Raw genomic sequence first — 15,992 nt, 5'->3', positions numbered from 1 at the left:
GGCAAGCTTGAGCCAAACCAATGCTATCCTCTTTTATCAAAATATTCTTCGCCCAGTTGTAGCGTTTTGTTAGTAGGTGTTATTAAACGGTTGACTTATTAATGTGCTGGGGTTAACTTGTAAACAGGTTACCTGCTTTAAAAATAATTTAGAGTAATTTAAAAGGCTGGCCGTTATCCTAATAAAAGAGCACATCATTTAAATGACAAATAATCCGGCACAAAACATTGTAGAAGCTGTAAAAGACTATGGCAAAGGTCTGTTCAGCTTTATACGTGGCCGGGTAAAAACCGAAGAAGATGCTGAAGACGTTTTGCAGGATGTTTGGTACCAGCTAAGTAATGTTGTTGATATTGATGAGATAGAACAAATGAGCGGCTGGCTATACCGCGTGGCCCGCAATAAAATTATTGACCGCTATAGAAAAAAAACTCCCGAAGCGCTTGACGATATGGGTTTTGAAGACGAAGAAGGCGAGTTTAATTTTAACGAGATATTAATAGCCGACGATGACGACCCCGAAACTATTTACATTAAGGAACTTTTTTGGCAGGAATTATTTACAACCCTTGACGAATTGCCCGAAAACCAGCGCCAGGTTTTTGTTTGGAACGAACTGGAAGATAAAACACTGCAACAAATTGCCGATGAAACCGGCGAAAAACTAAAAACCATCATATCACGTAAGGGTTACGCCGTAAAATTTTTACGCAGCCGCCTACAGGCATTATATAACGAATTTTTAAATTATTAATACAAAAAACTATGTTTAATCCATCAGAACATTCTGGGCACCGCAAAAAGAAATTGTTTTTTGTGCCTGTTATCATCTTACTGCTGTTTGCTTTGGGCACTGCGGTTCAGTTTTTATGGAACGCCATATTGCCGGCAGTAATTCACGCTGCCCCGGTAACCTACTGGCAGGCCTTAGGCTTATTAGTGCTTTGCCGCATATTGTTTGGCCGTTTGCATTTTGGGCCGCGTGGTGCAAAAACAGGCTGGGGCGGTGCGCCACAACATTTGCGCGAGAAGTGGATGAATATGAATGATGAGGAACGCGAAAAGTTTAGGGCCGAATTTAAGGAACGGTGCAGGTATAAGCGCCAGCGGTAATTGTTTAGCGATGGATGTAAGCCCATCGCTTTTTTTTGCTCATAAATACTGCCCCGGCTGTGTTTTTTGTGTTCGGCAAAATAATAAATCATCACTTTGTTATTATATTTACAATTAACTGTAACCCGGTAAAAGGTTTATGCGTCACAGTCGGTAATTGATGCAATCAAAGCTTACAGATATCGAACTGATAGACCTTGCCCTGGCAGGTAACCAGGCAGCCTATGCCGACCTGGTTAAACGGCACCAGCGTTTTGTGTTTACCCTGGCATTGCGTTTTGCCAAAGGCCGCGAAGATGCCGAAGAAATTACGCAAGATTGTTTTATAAAGGCATACCGGTCGTTAGCCCAGTTTCAGGGTCAGTCAAAATTCAGTACCTGGCTGTATAGTATTGTATATACAACCGCCATGACGTTTTTGCGTAAGAAACGGGTAAGCACCACATCAATTGATAACGAGGATGCCGGCATCCAACTAGAAAACCGCCCGTCGGCATTTGAGGCCAATACAGCCGAGAGCAAGTCGCGGTCGTTTTATGTAAACCAGGCCATTGAGCAATTATTGCCCGATGATGCCATGATAATAACCTTGTTTTACAAGGCAGAACAATCGTTAGAAGAAATTGCACAGGCCATGAATATGGAGGCCAATACCGTTAAAGTTAAACTATTTAGAGCGCGCCAGCGTTTGAAAGAAAAGCTGGAGCATAACCTGAAACACGAAGCGAGGGAATTGATATGAATGATATAGAAGAAAAACTTTGGAACTATATTGATGGCCACTGTACTGCCGAAGAGGAACAGCTTATTAGCCATTTAATAGATACTAACGAGATGTACAAACAAATGTACACCGAGCTGTTGCGGCTTAATACCGAATTTAAAGCAATTGATTTGGACGAGCCATCTATGGCCTTTACCTACAATGTTATGGAGGCCATCCGTACCGAGGCCGCTTTAAAGCCATTAAAATCTGCAGTAAACAAACATATTATATGGGCTATAGGTGCCTTTTTTGCAGTAAGTATTTGCGCATTGTTAGTTTTAATGTTAGCCAGTATTAACTGGCAGCAAACGGGCCACGTAGCCATTAATTTACCCCAGTTTAAAATGCCGCCAATACAGCAATACATGAGCAATAATATAATGCGTGGCTTTTTATTGTTTGATATGGTATTGGGCCTGTATGTTTTGGATACATATTTGCGCAAAAAACTGAACAGTAAACAGCAGTAATAACAATAGAGTGTATAACAAAAAGAACAAAGTAAAACGGTGATGAAATAATTAAAAAGCCTTGTATTATTGATTAAACGTCATTTATGTTTACGCGGGGTATATTTTATATCATTAAGCCAACTTTGGTACAAAAATTGTTTAGGTATATATGAATCGGTAAAATTACCGGTTTAATTGTGATAAGGTTTAGGTTGAAAGTCTCCCGACGCAAGGTTGGGAGGCTTTTTATTTTTAAAGCAGTTTTACGCGAATCGTTCAACCTTAAACAGGCGAGTGTATATTTTGAAATTGGTATCGTTGTATAAGCGTTAGTAGTTATAACTGTCAAAGCCACTAAACACAAATAGCATAGCTAAAACTTGAGCGTTGATACCGGTAAGTTACTACGGCTAAATTATAGGCAAAACCAATTTATGGGAATAAGCGGATAAGATTTGGTATAACAACTACGCCTTCAAATTGTATTTTTGCATCATAACGCGCTATCTCATGACATACAAACAAAAACTCGCTGCCATACGCCAGCAAATGAAGGATAAAGGTATTTCTGCCTATATCATCCCCTCTGCCGATCCACATATCAGTGAATATTTGCCCGATTTTTATAAATGCCTCCATTTTGCTTCCGGGTTTACGGGCTCGGCAGGTACATTGGTTATCACGCTTGAATTTGCCGGCTTGTGGACGGATTTCAGATACTTTGTACAGGCTGGAGAACAGCTACAGGATACCGGTTATGAGCTGGTAAAGTTGAAGGTACAGCATGCGCCTGAGTACATAGCCTGGTTGGCCGAAGTACTGGATGACCAGGCCGTTGTTGCTTTTAATGATCGTTTATTATCTGTTTTATTAGGCGAATTGTTGGAGAAAGAATTGGCCGATAAACAGATTGTTTTTAAAAGCGACGATCTTTTAGACCCGATATGGGATCACCGGCCTGCCCTGCCTAAAGTACCTGCCTTTTGTATCGACGCGAAGTTTACCGGCGAAACTGTTGAAGATAAACTGGCGCGCCTGAGGGCTGCCATGAAGGCTGCAAAAACCAACCATCACCTAATCTCATCATTAGACGATATTGCCTGGCTGTTTAACATCCGCGGCGGCGATGTAAGCTATAACCCGGTGGTTTTAAGCTTTGCAATCATCAGCGATAGCAACGCAACGCTTTTTATTGATCTGGAAAAGGTAACAGAGGCAGATAAGGCATTGCTAAACCTGGCCGGAGTACAAATTTTGCCTTACGGGGATATTGACAACGCACTTACTGCCTTACCGGAAGGTTGCAATATACTGATTGACCCTAAACGCAATTGTTTTGGTTTATACAGGCTGATTCCGAAATCTGCGGTGGTTGTACAAGACATTAATCCAACTACGCATTTTAAAGCACTGAAAAACGAAACCGAGATTGAACAGGTGCGTTTAGCCATGATTAAGGATGGGGTAGCCATTACCCGCTTTTTGATCTGGATGGAACAAAATATCGGCAAAATTAAAATCACCGAACTTTCCGCCTCCGAAAAGCTACAGCAATTTAGGGAACAGCAGGATGGCCTTGCCGGGATAAGCTTTAACACCATTGGTGGCTACCAGGCTCACGGGGCTTTACCACATTATATGGCAACAGCCGAAAGTGATTCGGAAATTTTGGAGAAGGGCTTGTTCCTTGTTGATTCGGGAGGGCAGTACTTTTACGGAACTACCGATATTACCCGCATGATACCGCTTGGCGAACCTACCGAGGAAGAAAGAACAGATTATACCCTGGTTTTAAAAGCCATGATAGAAGGATCTAAAACCCTTTATCCGCAAGGTACCTGCGGTTACCAAATTGATGCCATTTGCCGGCGGCCTTTATGGGAACATGCCATTAATTACGGGCATGGCACCGGGCACGGCATAGGTTTTTATTTAAATGTACACGAAGGGCCGCAGGTGTTAAACCCTACCAACGTAGCCATACCGCTACAAATTGGCATGATAACTTCTATAGAGCCAGGAATATACCGCCCCGGAAAACATGGCGTGAGGATTGAAAATTTGGTGCTAACCGTTAGCCATACCGTTAATGAGTTTGCGCAATTTTACGCCTTTGAAACCTTAACGCTGGCACTTATAGATACCGCTTTAGTTAAAAAAGATTTACTGGAGAGCGGCAATGTGCACTGGCTTAATAACTATAACCAAATGGTTTATGATAAATTAAGCCCGCATTTAAGTGAAGAGGAACAATTATGGTTAAGCCAAAAAGCTAAAGCCATATAAAGCAAAAACACAGGGCCAATAGCATCTCAAAATATTGGCCCTGGTAATTAACTGGCTATTTTAGTTGCGTTATTACGTTATTAAGGTAATTGTCCAGGTACTCGCGCGGTGATGTACCTATTACACATTTAAAAACCCGGTTAAAGTTGGTGATGCTTTTAAAACCACATTTATAAGCCACTGTTGATATACTTTCAAATTTATGTGCCGTTAGTTTTTTACAGGCCTCGTTTATCCTTACCTCGTTTAAAAAGGATATAAATGTGTGGCCGGTATGCTTTTTAAAATACCGGCAAAATGATTCGGAAGTCATGCAGGCGCCTTTGGCTACATCTTCTAAGGTTATAGGCTCGCTGTAGTTCTGCATAATGTAATTGTAAATATTACCTATCCGGATGCCTTCGTTCTCGGTTATTGCAGGTATATCGCCGTATGATGATAGCGGCTCTAATTTAGTATTGATGGCTAACATGCCTTTAAGCAAATTTAAAAATTCCATTAGCTGGTCTGGTCCGGTTGTGTTTTTAACAGCATTCATAAACTGTGTTATGGGTTGATATTGCTGATCGGGGATTTTAAAACCTTGTTGATGCTGCTGCAAAAAAATCTTAAAAGCTTTCATCTCCGGTAAATTAAACAAAGGAGCCAAAGTGCCATCCGGATTAAAAAAAAGCGTGAGTGCCTTAATACCCCTCGTATCGTTGTGCTTAAAATATTCGGGGTTGCTTTTAAATAAATGCGGCAGGTTGGCCCCAATTAAAAAAATATCGCCAGCCTTGTAATCTTGCATATGGTTACCGGCAATTAAAGTGCCTTCTCCCTGCTGTATCCAGGTGATTTGCGCCTCTTTATGCCGGTGCAAATACGGATAATGATAAGGCAGTTCTACCTCATCAACTATTACGCTTTTGTCATGAGCTACAGGGATAGTAAATTGTAATACTTTCATGGCGGGCTAATTAATTGTTGTTGTAATTTACAGCAAATTAACCTTAAAATAAAAACATCAAGCAATTTAAGGTAAAATATGAGAAGAGGAGGGTAAAATGTACACTGATTGAGGCGTAAAAGCGAGAACTAAGCAACCATAAATTAAAATATGGTTACCGTTGATGGCATTTATTTTAAACAAAAAAGAAGGACAACTTTTATTAAGATGCCCTTCTTTTTTGTTTTATCGGCTTTAATAGATAAAGCATACTGGTATTTCATTTATCTAATTGCCGGCGGCAACTATTAAGCAAAACGATTGGCAGAGAATGCTTCGATACCAATACTGGTTTTAACACCACTAATAATTTGGCTTACCAATAAACCGGTAGCAGGGCCCAGGCTTAGGCCCATCATACCGTGGCCGGTCGCCATAATTAAATTAGTGTACTTATCGCTCCGGCCAATGTAGGGCAAACCATCGGGCGACGACGGCCTGAAACCGAACCAAATCTCTTTTTCGGCCTGAACTTCAGGTTTCAGATCCGGAAAGTACTCGGGTATCGATTGTACTATCCCTTTTACCCGGTTCATATTGATCCGGGTATTAATTTTGTCTAATTCCATAGTACCACCATATCTTAAACTACCGTTCATTGGGGTAATGGCAACCCTGGCTTCGGCAAGCAAGGCGGGTATCTGCATCCGCTGTTGTGGCTCGTTCACCATAAACGAATATCCCTTGCCCGGCATTAAAGGCACCTTTAAATTAACCAGTTTGGCAACAGCCGGCGAAAACGAGCCTCCGGCAATAATATACTGGTCGGCGGTCCATTCTTTATCTGCTGTAAAAACACGGGTAATTGCGTTTCCTGTTGTATCAATGCGCGTTACTTCGTGATTGCGAATAATTTTTACCCCATTTTCGGTGAGGTGTTGCAGTAAAATCGCTATTAGCTTATTGGGATACAAGTGAGCATCGCAACGGTAATGCACGGCGCCTAAAACGTTTAATTGAAGTTCGGGTTGCAAAGCAAGGCATTCCTCTACGTTAAGCACCTGCATATCCAAACCAAGTTCCCTTCCCTTATGTGCCAAATGCGCTTCTTCTTCGGCAGCCTTTTCGGTTTTATAAAACATCAGGATGCCTTTTTCCGAAAGGCCAAAATCAAAGCCGGGCTCTTTTGCAAGTTCCTGGTAAAGGCTCTTACTAAGCAGTGATAACTCGGTTAAAGGCCGGGCCGATGCCTCTACGTGTTTTGTGTTAGCATTTTTGAGGAATTTGATTCCCCAGGAAATCAAATCAGCGTTAAGCGAAGGGCGTACATAAAACGGACTTTTGCTGTTAAACATCCATCTTATTCCCTGGCTTATCATTCCCGGGGCGGCCAGGGGTACAAAGTGGCTTGGCACAATCATGCCTGCATTGCCAAATGAACAATTATCACTCAGATCGCTTTTTTCAAGAATCGTTACCTCGTGTCCCGCTTTTTGAAGATAATAAGCGGAACTAAGCCCCATAATACCCGCACCTATAATCAATACTTTAGCCATCACTATTCGGAATATACCTAAGCCAAAAAACCTAAGTCAATAAAAAATCAATTATCAAATTACCTGGAACCCATGCGCATATGGGTCATCATCATCTATTTTGATGGTGTTATAGCCATATACTTTTGCCCAGCCTTCAATACCTGGAATAATAGCATCCATATCGCCAACCTTTACCACATCCTCTACTGTGCCGGTAAATTTGCTGCCGATAATGCTTTCGTGGATAAACGAATCGCCTTTTTTTAATTTACCCTTGGCGTGCCACTGAGCCATCCTTGCAGATGTACCTGTGCCGCAGGGAGAACGGTCAATAGCTTTATCGCCATAAAAAACAGCATTACGCGCAGTAGCATCGGCAGATAGCGTAGCACCTGCCCACAAAATATGTGTACAGGTGTTAATGGTAGGGTTTTGCGGGTGCACAAAGGTATATAGTTCATTAATGCGCTGGCGCAAAATACGGCTCCAACCTATAAGCTGCCCTGCGGTATAGTTTTCCAAACCGGCAAAATTGGGTTGAGGGTCAACAATGGCGTAGTAATTACCACCGTAGGCTACATCAATGGTTAAGGTGCCCAGGTCGGGGCATTCTACCTGTAGGTTTTCTGCGGCCAAAAAAGAGGGCACGTTGGTTAATTTAACAGATGTAACCTTGCCCCCCTCTTGCTTGTAAGCAATGGTAACTAAACCCGCGGGAGCTTCCATGCGAATAACTCCGGGAACTTTGGGCTGGATGAGCCCTTCTTCAATAGCTATGGTTATGGTACCAATGGTACCATGGCCGCACATGGGTAAACAGCCGCTGGTTTCGATAAACAGCACGGCTACATCGTTTTCAGGATCATGAGGTGGGTACAAAATACTGCCCGACATCATGTCATGGCCGCGTGGCTCAAACATGAGCCCGGTGCGTATCCAGTCAAACTCTTTTAAAAAATGCTGACGCTTTTCACTCATGTTTGCTCCTTTGAGCGTAGGCCCGCCACCTGCAACCAGCCTAACAGGGTTACCGCAGGTATGCGCGTCGATACAAAAAAAAGTTTTACTGCTCATGTTATTCTTTAGTCCAGTTATTATTGATCTGCCGCCAGATATTTAGCGGGTTAGATACCTGCAATTCGGGCGGAAGCAAGCTATCTTCCCAATCCTGCCAGGCTACGGGCCTTACAAAGCGGTAAATGGCTCCGGTACCTACCGAGGTAAAACGGCTATCACTTGTAGCCGGAAACGGCCCACCATGTTGCATGGCGGCGCAAACCTCAACACCAGTAGGCACACCGTTTAGTATAACCCGGCCTGTTATGGCAGTTAAAGTATCCAGTAATGTGGCGTATTGCGGTAATTCTTCACGCTCGGCCATTACGGTAGCGGTAAGCTGCCCTTCCAGCGATTGTACAGCCTGCTCCAGTTGCGCCACATCATCGGCAACTACGATTAATGACCAGGGACCAAATATTTCTTCCCGTAATTTTTTATTGCTGATAAACTCCAGCGCAGATACTTTAGCTATTGCGGCTACTGATTGATTTACTTTTTCCGCATTAATTACATTGGATTTGGCTATCAGTTCCAACCCGTTTTCCGAAAGAATTTCTTGTGATAGGGTTTGATAGTTTTGCCAGATACCAGGCGTAAGCATGGCTGCCGATGGAGCGGCTTCGATAGCACGGCCTAAATCGGATATAAAGCGGTTTAAACTTTCTGATTGTACAGCTAATATCAAACCCGGATTGGTACAAAACTGCCCCGCACCTAAGGTAATAGAATCGGCAAATTTAACAGCCAGCCGTGCATAATCGGCATTTAATTTGGCAGGTAACAAAATAACAGGATTAATGCTGCCCATTTCGGTAAATACAGGGATAACGCTTTCGCGATCCTGCGCCAGTTTTAACAGAGCCATACCGCCCTTAAACGAGCCTGTGAAAGCTACCGCCTTGGTTTGCTCATGTTTTACCAGTTGAGCGCCTACGGTATAACCATTATCATACAGTAGCGAAAAAACACCTTTGGGCATACCTGTTGCCTCGGCGGCTTTGCTAATTGCCGAACCAACCAAGGCACTTGTACCGGGATGCGCCGGATGAACCTTAACAATAACCGGGCAGCCCGAAGCTAAAGCCGAAGCTGTATCGCCACCGGCTACAGAAAAAGCAAGCGGAAAGTTGCTGGCGCCAAATACCACAACAGGCCCTATAGGTACCAACATCCGGCGGATATCCGACCTTGGGATGGGTAAACGATTGGGCTGCGCTTCGTCAATTACGGCATCAACCCATGATCCCTCTTCAACCATATCGGCAAACATGCGGAGTTGCCCGGTGGTACGCCCCATTTCGCCGGTAATGCGTCCCACAGGTAAGCCACTCTCGGCAACGGCCCTGCTAATTAGTGTTTCGCCTATTAAATTAATTTCGCCGGTAATGGCGCGTAAAAAAGCAGCCTTGCGTTTAGCACCAATGGTACGGTAAATTTTAAACGCTTCGGTAGCTTGCTTTAAAGCCTGGTTAACCGCGGTGCTATCGGCTCCGGTGAAGCTGCCCTCCAGCAGTTCGCCTGTTGCGGGGTTAATGGCATTAAATTCGGTACCATTAACCGTGGTATAAGTACAGGCTATTATATTATTGCTGTTTATCATAAGCTTAATTAAGCAGTTACCTCGGCCAGTTTGCCCCAGCTACCTTCGGGCAATTCCGGGCGGGTGCTCAACGCTAAGTTAATAGTGTTTAAAACAGCCTCGCGTTCAAGGCCGCTCAAAGGCAAACGTGGAGCCCTTACATTTTCGGTGCCAATTTTTGTACCTACCTCGGCAAGCTTAATGTATTGCACCAATTTTGGATGAATATCCAGTTCTAAAACCGGCAAAAACCAACGGTGAATAGCAATGGCTTCTTGATAGCGCCCTGCTTTAACTAAACGATAAATAGCAACGGTTTCTTTAGGGAAAGCATCAACCAAACCGGCAACCCAGCCAATGGCACCCATAATCAGGCTTTCGGCAGCAAGCGGATCAACTCCTGTAAATATTTTGTACCTGTCGCCAAAACGGTTAATCAGTCTGGTAATATTAATCACATCGCGGGTTGATTCTTTAATAGCCTGGATGTTATCATATGCAGCCAGTTTTTCAAACATATCCAGCGTTATCTCAATTTTATAGTCAACCGGGTTGTTATAAATCATGATCGGAAGCGGCGTACTCTCTGCTATAGCGGCAAAATAAGCTAAGGTTTCGTCGTCATCGGCTTTATACCTCATCGGTGGCAACAGCATTAATCCATCGGCACCTAATTCAAAAGCTTTTTTGGCTATACTTACGGCACTGCGTGTTGTTTGCTCGGCAATATTTAATACAACCGGAACTTTTCCGGCAACCAACTCCAAGGTGTGCGTTAACAAAGTAAATTTTTCGTCCTCTGTTAATGAGCTAGCTTCACCTAACGATCCGCCTAAAATAATCCCATCAATACCGGCTTCCAATTGCGCGTGTATGTTGATATCAAAAGCATCAAGGTCAAGTTCGTCATTATCGGTAAACTTTGTAGTTACCGCCGGGAAAACCCCTTTCCATTCAAATTTAATCATTGTGTTATTATCTAGTTTATTATTAGCAAAGTTAGGCTGAAAACAATAGCACTATAAGTTGCAAATTAACCTATACTTATTTCATATTATCCTTATTGTGTTCGAGGCGGTTTAAATTGCCAATGAGTGTTTATTGTTGTATAATGTAAATTGCAAAGTACCGTTAAATATAAGTTAAAATCCGGGTAGGAGCGGCAAGTTTTCATACTTTATTAGTGCCCGCTCTTTAGTAATTTTATTTTTTTAAATACTATTATCCCAACATCCAAACAATTGTGTTAAATGATCAATAAAAGAACCTTAGTAATGGCTTTTTGTGTGGTTTATGGGGCTTTTAATACCTCTCGTACTACTGCCCAATCCTACGTGCCTGAGATTAAAGACAGCCGGATGAACATAAAGCCGAAGGTTGAATTAAAAGCCTACTCTTTTGACCTGCAGGATGTACAACTGCTCGAAAGCCCCTTTAAACAGGCCATGGAAAAAGATGCGGCTTACCTGCTAACGATAGACCCCGATCGTTTATTATCCGGCTTTCGCTCGCATTCCGGCTTAACACCTAAAGGTAAATTGTACGATGGCTGGGAATCATCGGGTTTGGCGGGCCACACGCTTGGCCACTACCTTTCGGCTATATCTATGCAGTATGCATCAACCCGTAACCCGCAATTTTTAGAGCGCGTAAATTATATTGTTAAAGAGCTTAAAGAATGCCAGTTGGCACGCAAAACAGGTTACGTAGGTGCTATACCTAAAGAAGATACCATTTGGGCCGAAGTTAAAAAAGGCGATATCCGGTCGCATGGGTTTGATTTGAACGGAGGTTGGTCGCCCTGGTATACTGTACACAAGGTAATGGCCGGCCTTTTAGATGCCTATTTGTATTGCAATAACGCCGAAGCACTTCACGTTTGTGAAGGAATGGGCAACTGGACCGGCGAATTGCTCAAAAACCTGACGGATGATCAAATACAATCCATGCTGCTTTGCGAATATGGTGGTATGGCCGAAACGCTGGTTAACCTGTACGCTATTACCGGTGATAAAGCATATTTGGCTACATCCTATAAATTTTATGATAAACGTATACTTGATCCGCTTTCTGAAAATAAAGACATCCTGCCGGGCAAGCACTCTAATACACAAATCCCTAAGATAATTGCCAGTGCCAGGCGATACGAGCTTACAGGCGACAAAAAAGACGAGCAGATCTCGGTTAACTTTTGGAATATCATTACCAAAAACCACTCATACGCCACAGGCGGCAACAGTAATTATGAATACCTGGGCGAGCCTGACAAATTAAACGACAAGCTGACCGAAAACACTACGGAGACTTGCAACACCTATAACATGCTCAAGCTTACCCGCCACCTTTTTTCGGTTAACCCGTCGGCAGGACTAATGGATTATTATGAAAAGGCTTTGTATAATCATATCCTGGCCTCGCAAAACCATGGTGATGGCATGGTGTGTTATTTTGTGCCTTTACGTATGGGTGGTAAAAAAGAGTACAGCACGCCATTTTCTACATTTACCTGCTGCGTTGGCTCGGGTATGGAAAACCATGTAAAATACAACGAGAGCATTTATTACCGCGGTAGCGATGGCAGCCTATACGTAAACCTATTCATCCCATCTGTACTTAACTGGAAAGAGAAAGGCATCACAATCACCCAACAAAATACGTTTCCGGCAACTGATGTTACAACTTTGGTAATCAATACCGTTAAGCCTGTTGCTTTTGCTTTGAGGTTGCGCAAGCCTAAATGGGCAGTTAGTTGCGTTGTTAAAATTAATGGAAAAGCCGGGGTAACTACAACTAACGAGCAAGGCTACGTAGTGCTAAACCGCTTATGGAAAAACTATGATAAAATAGAATTTGTAACTCCCGAAAGCCTTTACACAGAAGCAATACCCGATAATGTGAACCGTAAAGCTTTATTTTACGGCCCCGTTTTATTGGCAGGCGTATTAGGCGATACCGAGCCCGACCCGATGCACGGCGTTCCGGTATTTGTAACCAGCGAAACCGATCCGGCCAAATGGCTTAAAATGGTTGATGAAAAAAGCCTGGTGTTTACAACCGCTGCAAACTCGCAGCCAGCCGCTGTTAAGCTTATCCCTTTTAACCAAACTAAAAATGAATATTACTCGGTTTACTGGGATGTATTTACACCGGCAACCTGGGCCGTAGCGCAAAAGGCTTACGATGCCGAGAAAAAGAAACAGCAGGAATTGGAAATGCATACCACAGACATGGTTCGTTTAGGCGAGATGCAACCAGAAAGGGATCACAACTTTACCGGGCAACATGAATCGACAGGTGAGGAGCATCAAAAAAAGTGGCGAATGGCCGAAGATGGTGGTTACATCAGTTATGAAATGAAAACAGAGCCCAACGCGCATCATACACTCATTAATATCTATTGGGGAATGGATAATCGCGGACGGGTATTCGATATACTGGTTGATGGTGTTAAAATAGCCACCGAAGACTTAAATAAATACAAAGAGAGCCGTTTTTACACCGTAAATTATGATATACCGGTTGAGTTAACCAAAGGCAAAGCAAAGGTTACGGTTAAATTACAGGCCAGGCCCAATAACAGTGCAGGCCCGGTTTACGGCAGCCGGATGATAAAGGATTGACAAATTTCGCCAAACTACCTATCAGATAAAAAACATTAATAACTATGACAATCAGTTTTAAAAATACCTTCATTTTACTTTCCCTTGCAACTACGGCATTGTGCACAAACGTGTTGGCGCAGGTTATAGATTACCCAATTAAACCCGTGGCTTTTACCTCTGTACATGTGCACGACCATTTTTGGGAGCCTAAAATGAAGATAAACGCCGAAGTTACTATACCTTACATTTTAGAGCAATGTAAAAAGCATGGACGGATAGATAATTTTTTACGCGCCGCCAAATTAAAGGATGGCGACCAAATGACGGAATACCCCTTTGACGATACCGATTTGTACAAGGTTATTGAAGGTGCATCGTATGCCATGCAGGAGCAGGCAAACCCTAAACTGGATCGCTATCTTGATACCCTGATATCCATCATCGGCGCGGCGCAGGAAAAGGATGGGTACTTGTACACCTTCCGCACGGTAAACGCCCGTAAACCTCATCCCTGGATAGGCGAAAAACGCTGGCAAAACGAAGAGGTTTTGAGTCATGAATTGTATAACAGCGGCCACTTGTACGAAGCCGCCGTTGCCCACTATCAATCAACAGGTAAAAAAACACTTTTAAATATCGCCATTAAAAATGCCGACCTGCTGGTGAAGGTTTTTGGACCAGGCAAGATTGAAGAATACCCGGGCCACCAAATAGTAGAAATGGGCCTGGTGAAACTATACCGCGTAACAGGCAATAAACAATACCTTAATTTGGCTAAGTTTTTTTTAGATGTACGCGGGCCTAAGGGCGATGCTTATAACCAGGCCGATAAAAAAGTTACCGCCCAGGACGAAGCCGAAGGCCACGCAGTAAGGGCCGCCTATATGTATACCGGCATGGCCGATGTTGCGGCGCTTACCGGAGATGTTAAATATTTTGCCGCCATAGATAAGATATGGGATAATGTAGTTACTAAAAAATTGTACATAACCGGTGGTATTGGTGCAACCGGTGCCGGCGAAGCCTTCGGAAGCGACTATCAATTGCCTAACATGTCGGCTTACGCGGAAACCTGTGCTGCCATAGGTAATGTTTATTGGAACAACCGCATGTTTTTGCTGCACGGCGAGTCGAAATATATTGATGTATTGGAGCGAACTTTATACAATGGCTTGCTATCGGGTATATCATTAAGTGGCAACCGTTTTTTTTACCCTAATCCGCTGGCGTCCATTTTTCAAAACCAACGGGGTGCGTGGTTTAGTTGTGCCTGCTGCATTACCAACATGACACGCTTTTTACCATCGGTGCCCGGTTATGTGTATGCACAAAACCTCAACAACCTGTACGTTAACCTCTACATGAGCAATACCAGCGATATCAAGCTATCCGGTGGTAAGGTAAACCTCGTTCAAACAACAGATTATCCCTGGAATGGCAAGATAGACATTGCCGTGAACCCCGAAAAGGCATTTAACTTTACCCTGAGGGTACGCATACCAGGATGGGCGCAGGAGCAGCCTGTTCCGGGCGATCTGTATTCGTTTATGGAGAAGTTTAAAAATCCGGTAGTTATTTACATTAATAATAAGCCCCAATCATTTGTTACCGAAAAAGGATACGCCGTTTTAAAACGCCAATGGAAAAAAGGCGACCACGTTACCCTGCAATTACCCATGGAAACAGAAAAAGTAATTGCCAATACCAAAGTGAAGGATGATGTAAACCGCTTCGCATTTGAACGGGGGCCTATTGTTTATTGCCTTGAAGGGCCCGATAATAAAGATAGCCTGGTACAAAACATCATGGTAAACAAAGGGGCAATAGCATCTCCAAAATACGAGGCCGGTTTACTTAAAGGTGTGGAAGTAATTAACGTACAAGGTATAGGTGCTAAACGTCAGCTTAATTCGGAAACGTTAATTCAAACCGGCCAATCTGTGCGTGCAATTCCTTACTATGCATGGGCCAACAGGGGGCCAAGCGAAATGACTGTATGGATACCTTATGAAACTTCGGCAGCGACCCCTAAACCTGCCCCCACCATAGCCAGCCTGAGTAAAGTAAGCTCATCTTTAAAAAACACACGGATGTATAATGCTATTAAAGATCAGTACGAACCGGCCGACTCCAAAGATACCAATTATCCATACCTGCATTGGTGGCCCAAAAACAACAGCTTAGAATTTGTTCAATACGATTTTGATAAGGAATATACGGTATCAGAATCTAAGGTATACTGGTTTGACGACGGACCATGGGGTGGCTGTAGGATACCAGACAATTATAAATTATATTATAAAAAGGATGGAAATTGGGTGCCTGTAAAAAACACGGTTCCTTATAATGTTGAAAAAGATAAATACAATGTAGTTACTTTTGAACCCGTTACCACTACAGCACTTAAGCTGGAAATACAACTATCTAAAGAAAACTCAACCGGTATTCACGAATGGGCGGTGAAGTAACACCAATAGAGGTTTAACCTGACATTAATTTACAACATTTAATCCGTTTTACGTTGGCTGCTGCCCTTGTAAAACGGATTTTTTTTTGAAGGGTTTGGGTTAAAAAGGAGGCTTTTACTTTTTAACCCGTAATAAGGAAAACGCACTTTATAAAAGCCCGGAAGAATTTTACATCGATGATAGTACCCATTCGGGCATCTT

The 15,992-nt window shown here is 43.1% G+C and carries 12 protein-coding genes; 7 read left to right on the top strand and 5 right to left on the bottom strand.

The window, feature by feature from the left end; all coding sequences use genetic code 11:
- Positions 1-202: 202 nt before the first annotated feature.
- The 5 genes from BDD43_RS04640 to BDD43_RS04620 all read left to right on the top strand — a co-directional run bounded on the left by BDD43_RS04640 (position 203) and on the right by BDD43_RS04620 (position 4,617).
- Positions 203-754, top strand: a complete 552-nt coding sequence (locus BDD43_RS04640) for an RNA polymerase sigma factor (RefSeq protein ID WP_121196643.1) — start codon at positions 203-205, stop codon at positions 752-754.
- An 11-nt stretch (positions 755-765) separates the two neighbouring features.
- Positions 766-1,113 carry a hypothetical protein gene (locus tag BDD43_RS04635; protein ID WP_121196642.1) on the top strand — a complete coding sequence of 116 codons (348 nt, stop codon included), beginning with the start codon at positions 766-768 and terminating at the stop codon, positions 1,111-1,113.
- Between the two features lie 160 nt (positions 1,114-1,273).
- Positions 1,274-1,855: an RNA polymerase sigma factor gene (locus BDD43_RS04630; protein WP_121196641.1), complete on the top strand. Its 582-nt coding sequence runs from the start codon at positions 1,274-1,276 to the stop codon at positions 1,853-1,855.
- Positions 1,852-2,349, top strand: coding sequence for an anti-sigma factor (locus tag BDD43_RS04625; protein ID WP_121196640.1), 498 nt, complete (start codon positions 1,852-1,854; stop codon positions 2,347-2,349). The genes BDD43_RS04630 and BDD43_RS04625 overlap by 4 nt, the downstream gene beginning before the upstream one ends.
- 492 nt (positions 2,350-2,841) lie before the next feature.
- Positions 2,842-4,617: an aminopeptidase P family protein gene (locus BDD43_RS04620; protein ID WP_121196639.1), complete on the top strand. Its 1,776-nt coding sequence runs from the start codon at positions 2,842-2,844 to the stop codon at positions 4,615-4,617.
- A 55-nt stretch (positions 4,618-4,672) separates the two neighbouring features.
- Here the strand turns inward: BDD43_RS04620 and BDD43_RS04615 are convergent, their stop codons facing one another.
- From BDD43_RS04615 to BDD43_RS04595, 5 genes are all read right to left on the bottom strand, one after another.
- Positions 4,673-5,566, bottom strand: coding sequence for an AraC family transcriptional regulator (locus BDD43_RS04615; protein WP_121196638.1), 894 nt, complete (start codon positions 5,564-5,566; stop codon positions 4,673-4,675).
- Positions 5,567-5,853: 287 nt separating this feature from the next.
- Positions 5,854-7,101: an NAD(P)/FAD-dependent oxidoreductase gene (locus tag BDD43_RS04610; RefSeq protein WP_121196637.1), complete on the bottom strand. Its 1,248-nt coding sequence runs from the start codon at positions 7,099-7,101 to the stop codon at positions 5,854-5,856.
- A gap of 54 nt (positions 7,102-7,155) precedes the next feature.
- Positions 7,156-8,157, bottom strand: coding sequence for a 4-hydroxyproline epimerase (locus tag BDD43_RS04605; RefSeq protein ID WP_121196636.1), 1,002 nt, complete (start codon positions 8,155-8,157; stop codon positions 7,156-7,158).
- Position 8,158: 1 nt separating this feature from the next.
- Positions 8,159-9,742, bottom strand: coding sequence for an aldehyde dehydrogenase (NADP(+)) (locus BDD43_RS04600; protein WP_121196635.1), 1,584 nt, complete (start codon positions 9,740-9,742; stop codon positions 8,159-8,161).
- Positions 9,743-9,750: 8 nt separating this feature from the next.
- The gene (locus BDD43_RS04595) at positions 9,751-10,689 is read right to left on the bottom strand and encodes a dihydrodipicolinate synthase family protein (RefSeq protein WP_121196634.1); all 939 of its coding nucleotides are present in this window, start codon (positions 10,687-10,689) and stop codon (positions 9,751-9,753) included.
- Between the two features lie 282 nt (positions 10,690-10,971).
- On the opposite strand from BDD43_RS04595, the gene BDD43_RS04590 reads away from it, so the two are divergent.
- Positions 10,972-13,341 carry a glycoside hydrolase family 127 protein gene (locus tag BDD43_RS04590; protein ID WP_121196633.1) on the top strand — a complete coding sequence of 790 codons (2,370 nt, stop codon included), beginning with the start codon at positions 10,972-10,974 and terminating at the stop codon, positions 13,339-13,341.
- 44 nt (positions 13,342-13,385) lie between these two features.
- A complete protein-coding gene (locus tag BDD43_RS04585) occupies positions 13,386-15,791 on the top strand; it encodes a glycoside hydrolase family 127 protein (RefSeq protein ID WP_121196632.1) in 2,406 nt (801 codons plus the stop codon).
- Positions 15,792-15,992: the final 201 nt, after the last annotated feature.

The organism is Mucilaginibacter gracilis (assembly GCF_003633615.1).
GTDB classification, from domain to species: Bacteria; Bacteroidota; Bacteroidia; order Sphingobacteriales; family Sphingobacteriaceae; genus Mucilaginibacter; species Mucilaginibacter gracilis.
This window is presented reverse-complemented; position numbering and strand designations above follow the sequence as displayed.

Coding starts and splice junctions, on each gene's coding strand:
- BDD43_RS04595 (WP_121196634.1), bottom strand. CDS start 10,689: ATGATTAAATTTGAATGGAAAGGGGTTTTCCCGGCGGTAACTACAAAG.
- BDD43_RS04605 (WP_121196636.1), bottom strand. CDS start 8,157: ATGAGCAGTAAAACTTTTTTTTGTATCGACGCGCATACCTGCGGTAAC.
- BDD43_RS04585 (WP_121196632.1), top strand. CDS start 13,386: ATGACAATCAGTTTTAAAAATACCTTCATTTTACTTTCCCTTGCAACT.
- BDD43_RS04635 (WP_121196642.1), top strand. CDS start 766: ATGTTTAATCCATCAGAACATTCTGGGCACCGCAAAAAGAAATTGTTT.
- BDD43_RS04620 (WP_121196639.1), top strand. CDS start 2,842: ATGACATACAAACAAAAACTCGCTGCCATACGCCAGCAAATGAAGGAT.
- BDD43_RS04610 (WP_121196637.1), bottom strand. CDS start 7,101: ATGGCTAAAGTATTGATTATAGGTGCGGGTATTATGGGGCTTAGTTCC.
- BDD43_RS04600 (WP_121196635.1), bottom strand. CDS start 9,742: ATGATAAACAGCAATAATATAATAGCCTGTACTTATACCACGGTTAAT.
- BDD43_RS04625 (WP_121196640.1), top strand. CDS start 1,852: ATGAATGATATAGAAGAAAAACTTTGGAACTATATTGATGGCCACTGT.
- BDD43_RS04590 (WP_121196633.1), top strand. CDS start 10,972: ATGATCAATAAAAGAACCTTAGTAATGGCTTTTTGTGTGGTTTATGGG.
- BDD43_RS04640 (WP_121196643.1), top strand. CDS start 203: ATGACAAATAATCCGGCACAAAACATTGTAGAAGCTGTAAAAGACTAT.
- BDD43_RS04615 (WP_121196638.1), bottom strand. CDS start 5,566: ATGAAAGTATTACAATTTACTATCCCTGTAGCTCATGACAAAAGCGTA.
- BDD43_RS04630 (WP_121196641.1), top strand. CDS start 1,274: ATGCAATCAAAGCTTACAGATATCGAACTGATAGACCTTGCCCTGGCA.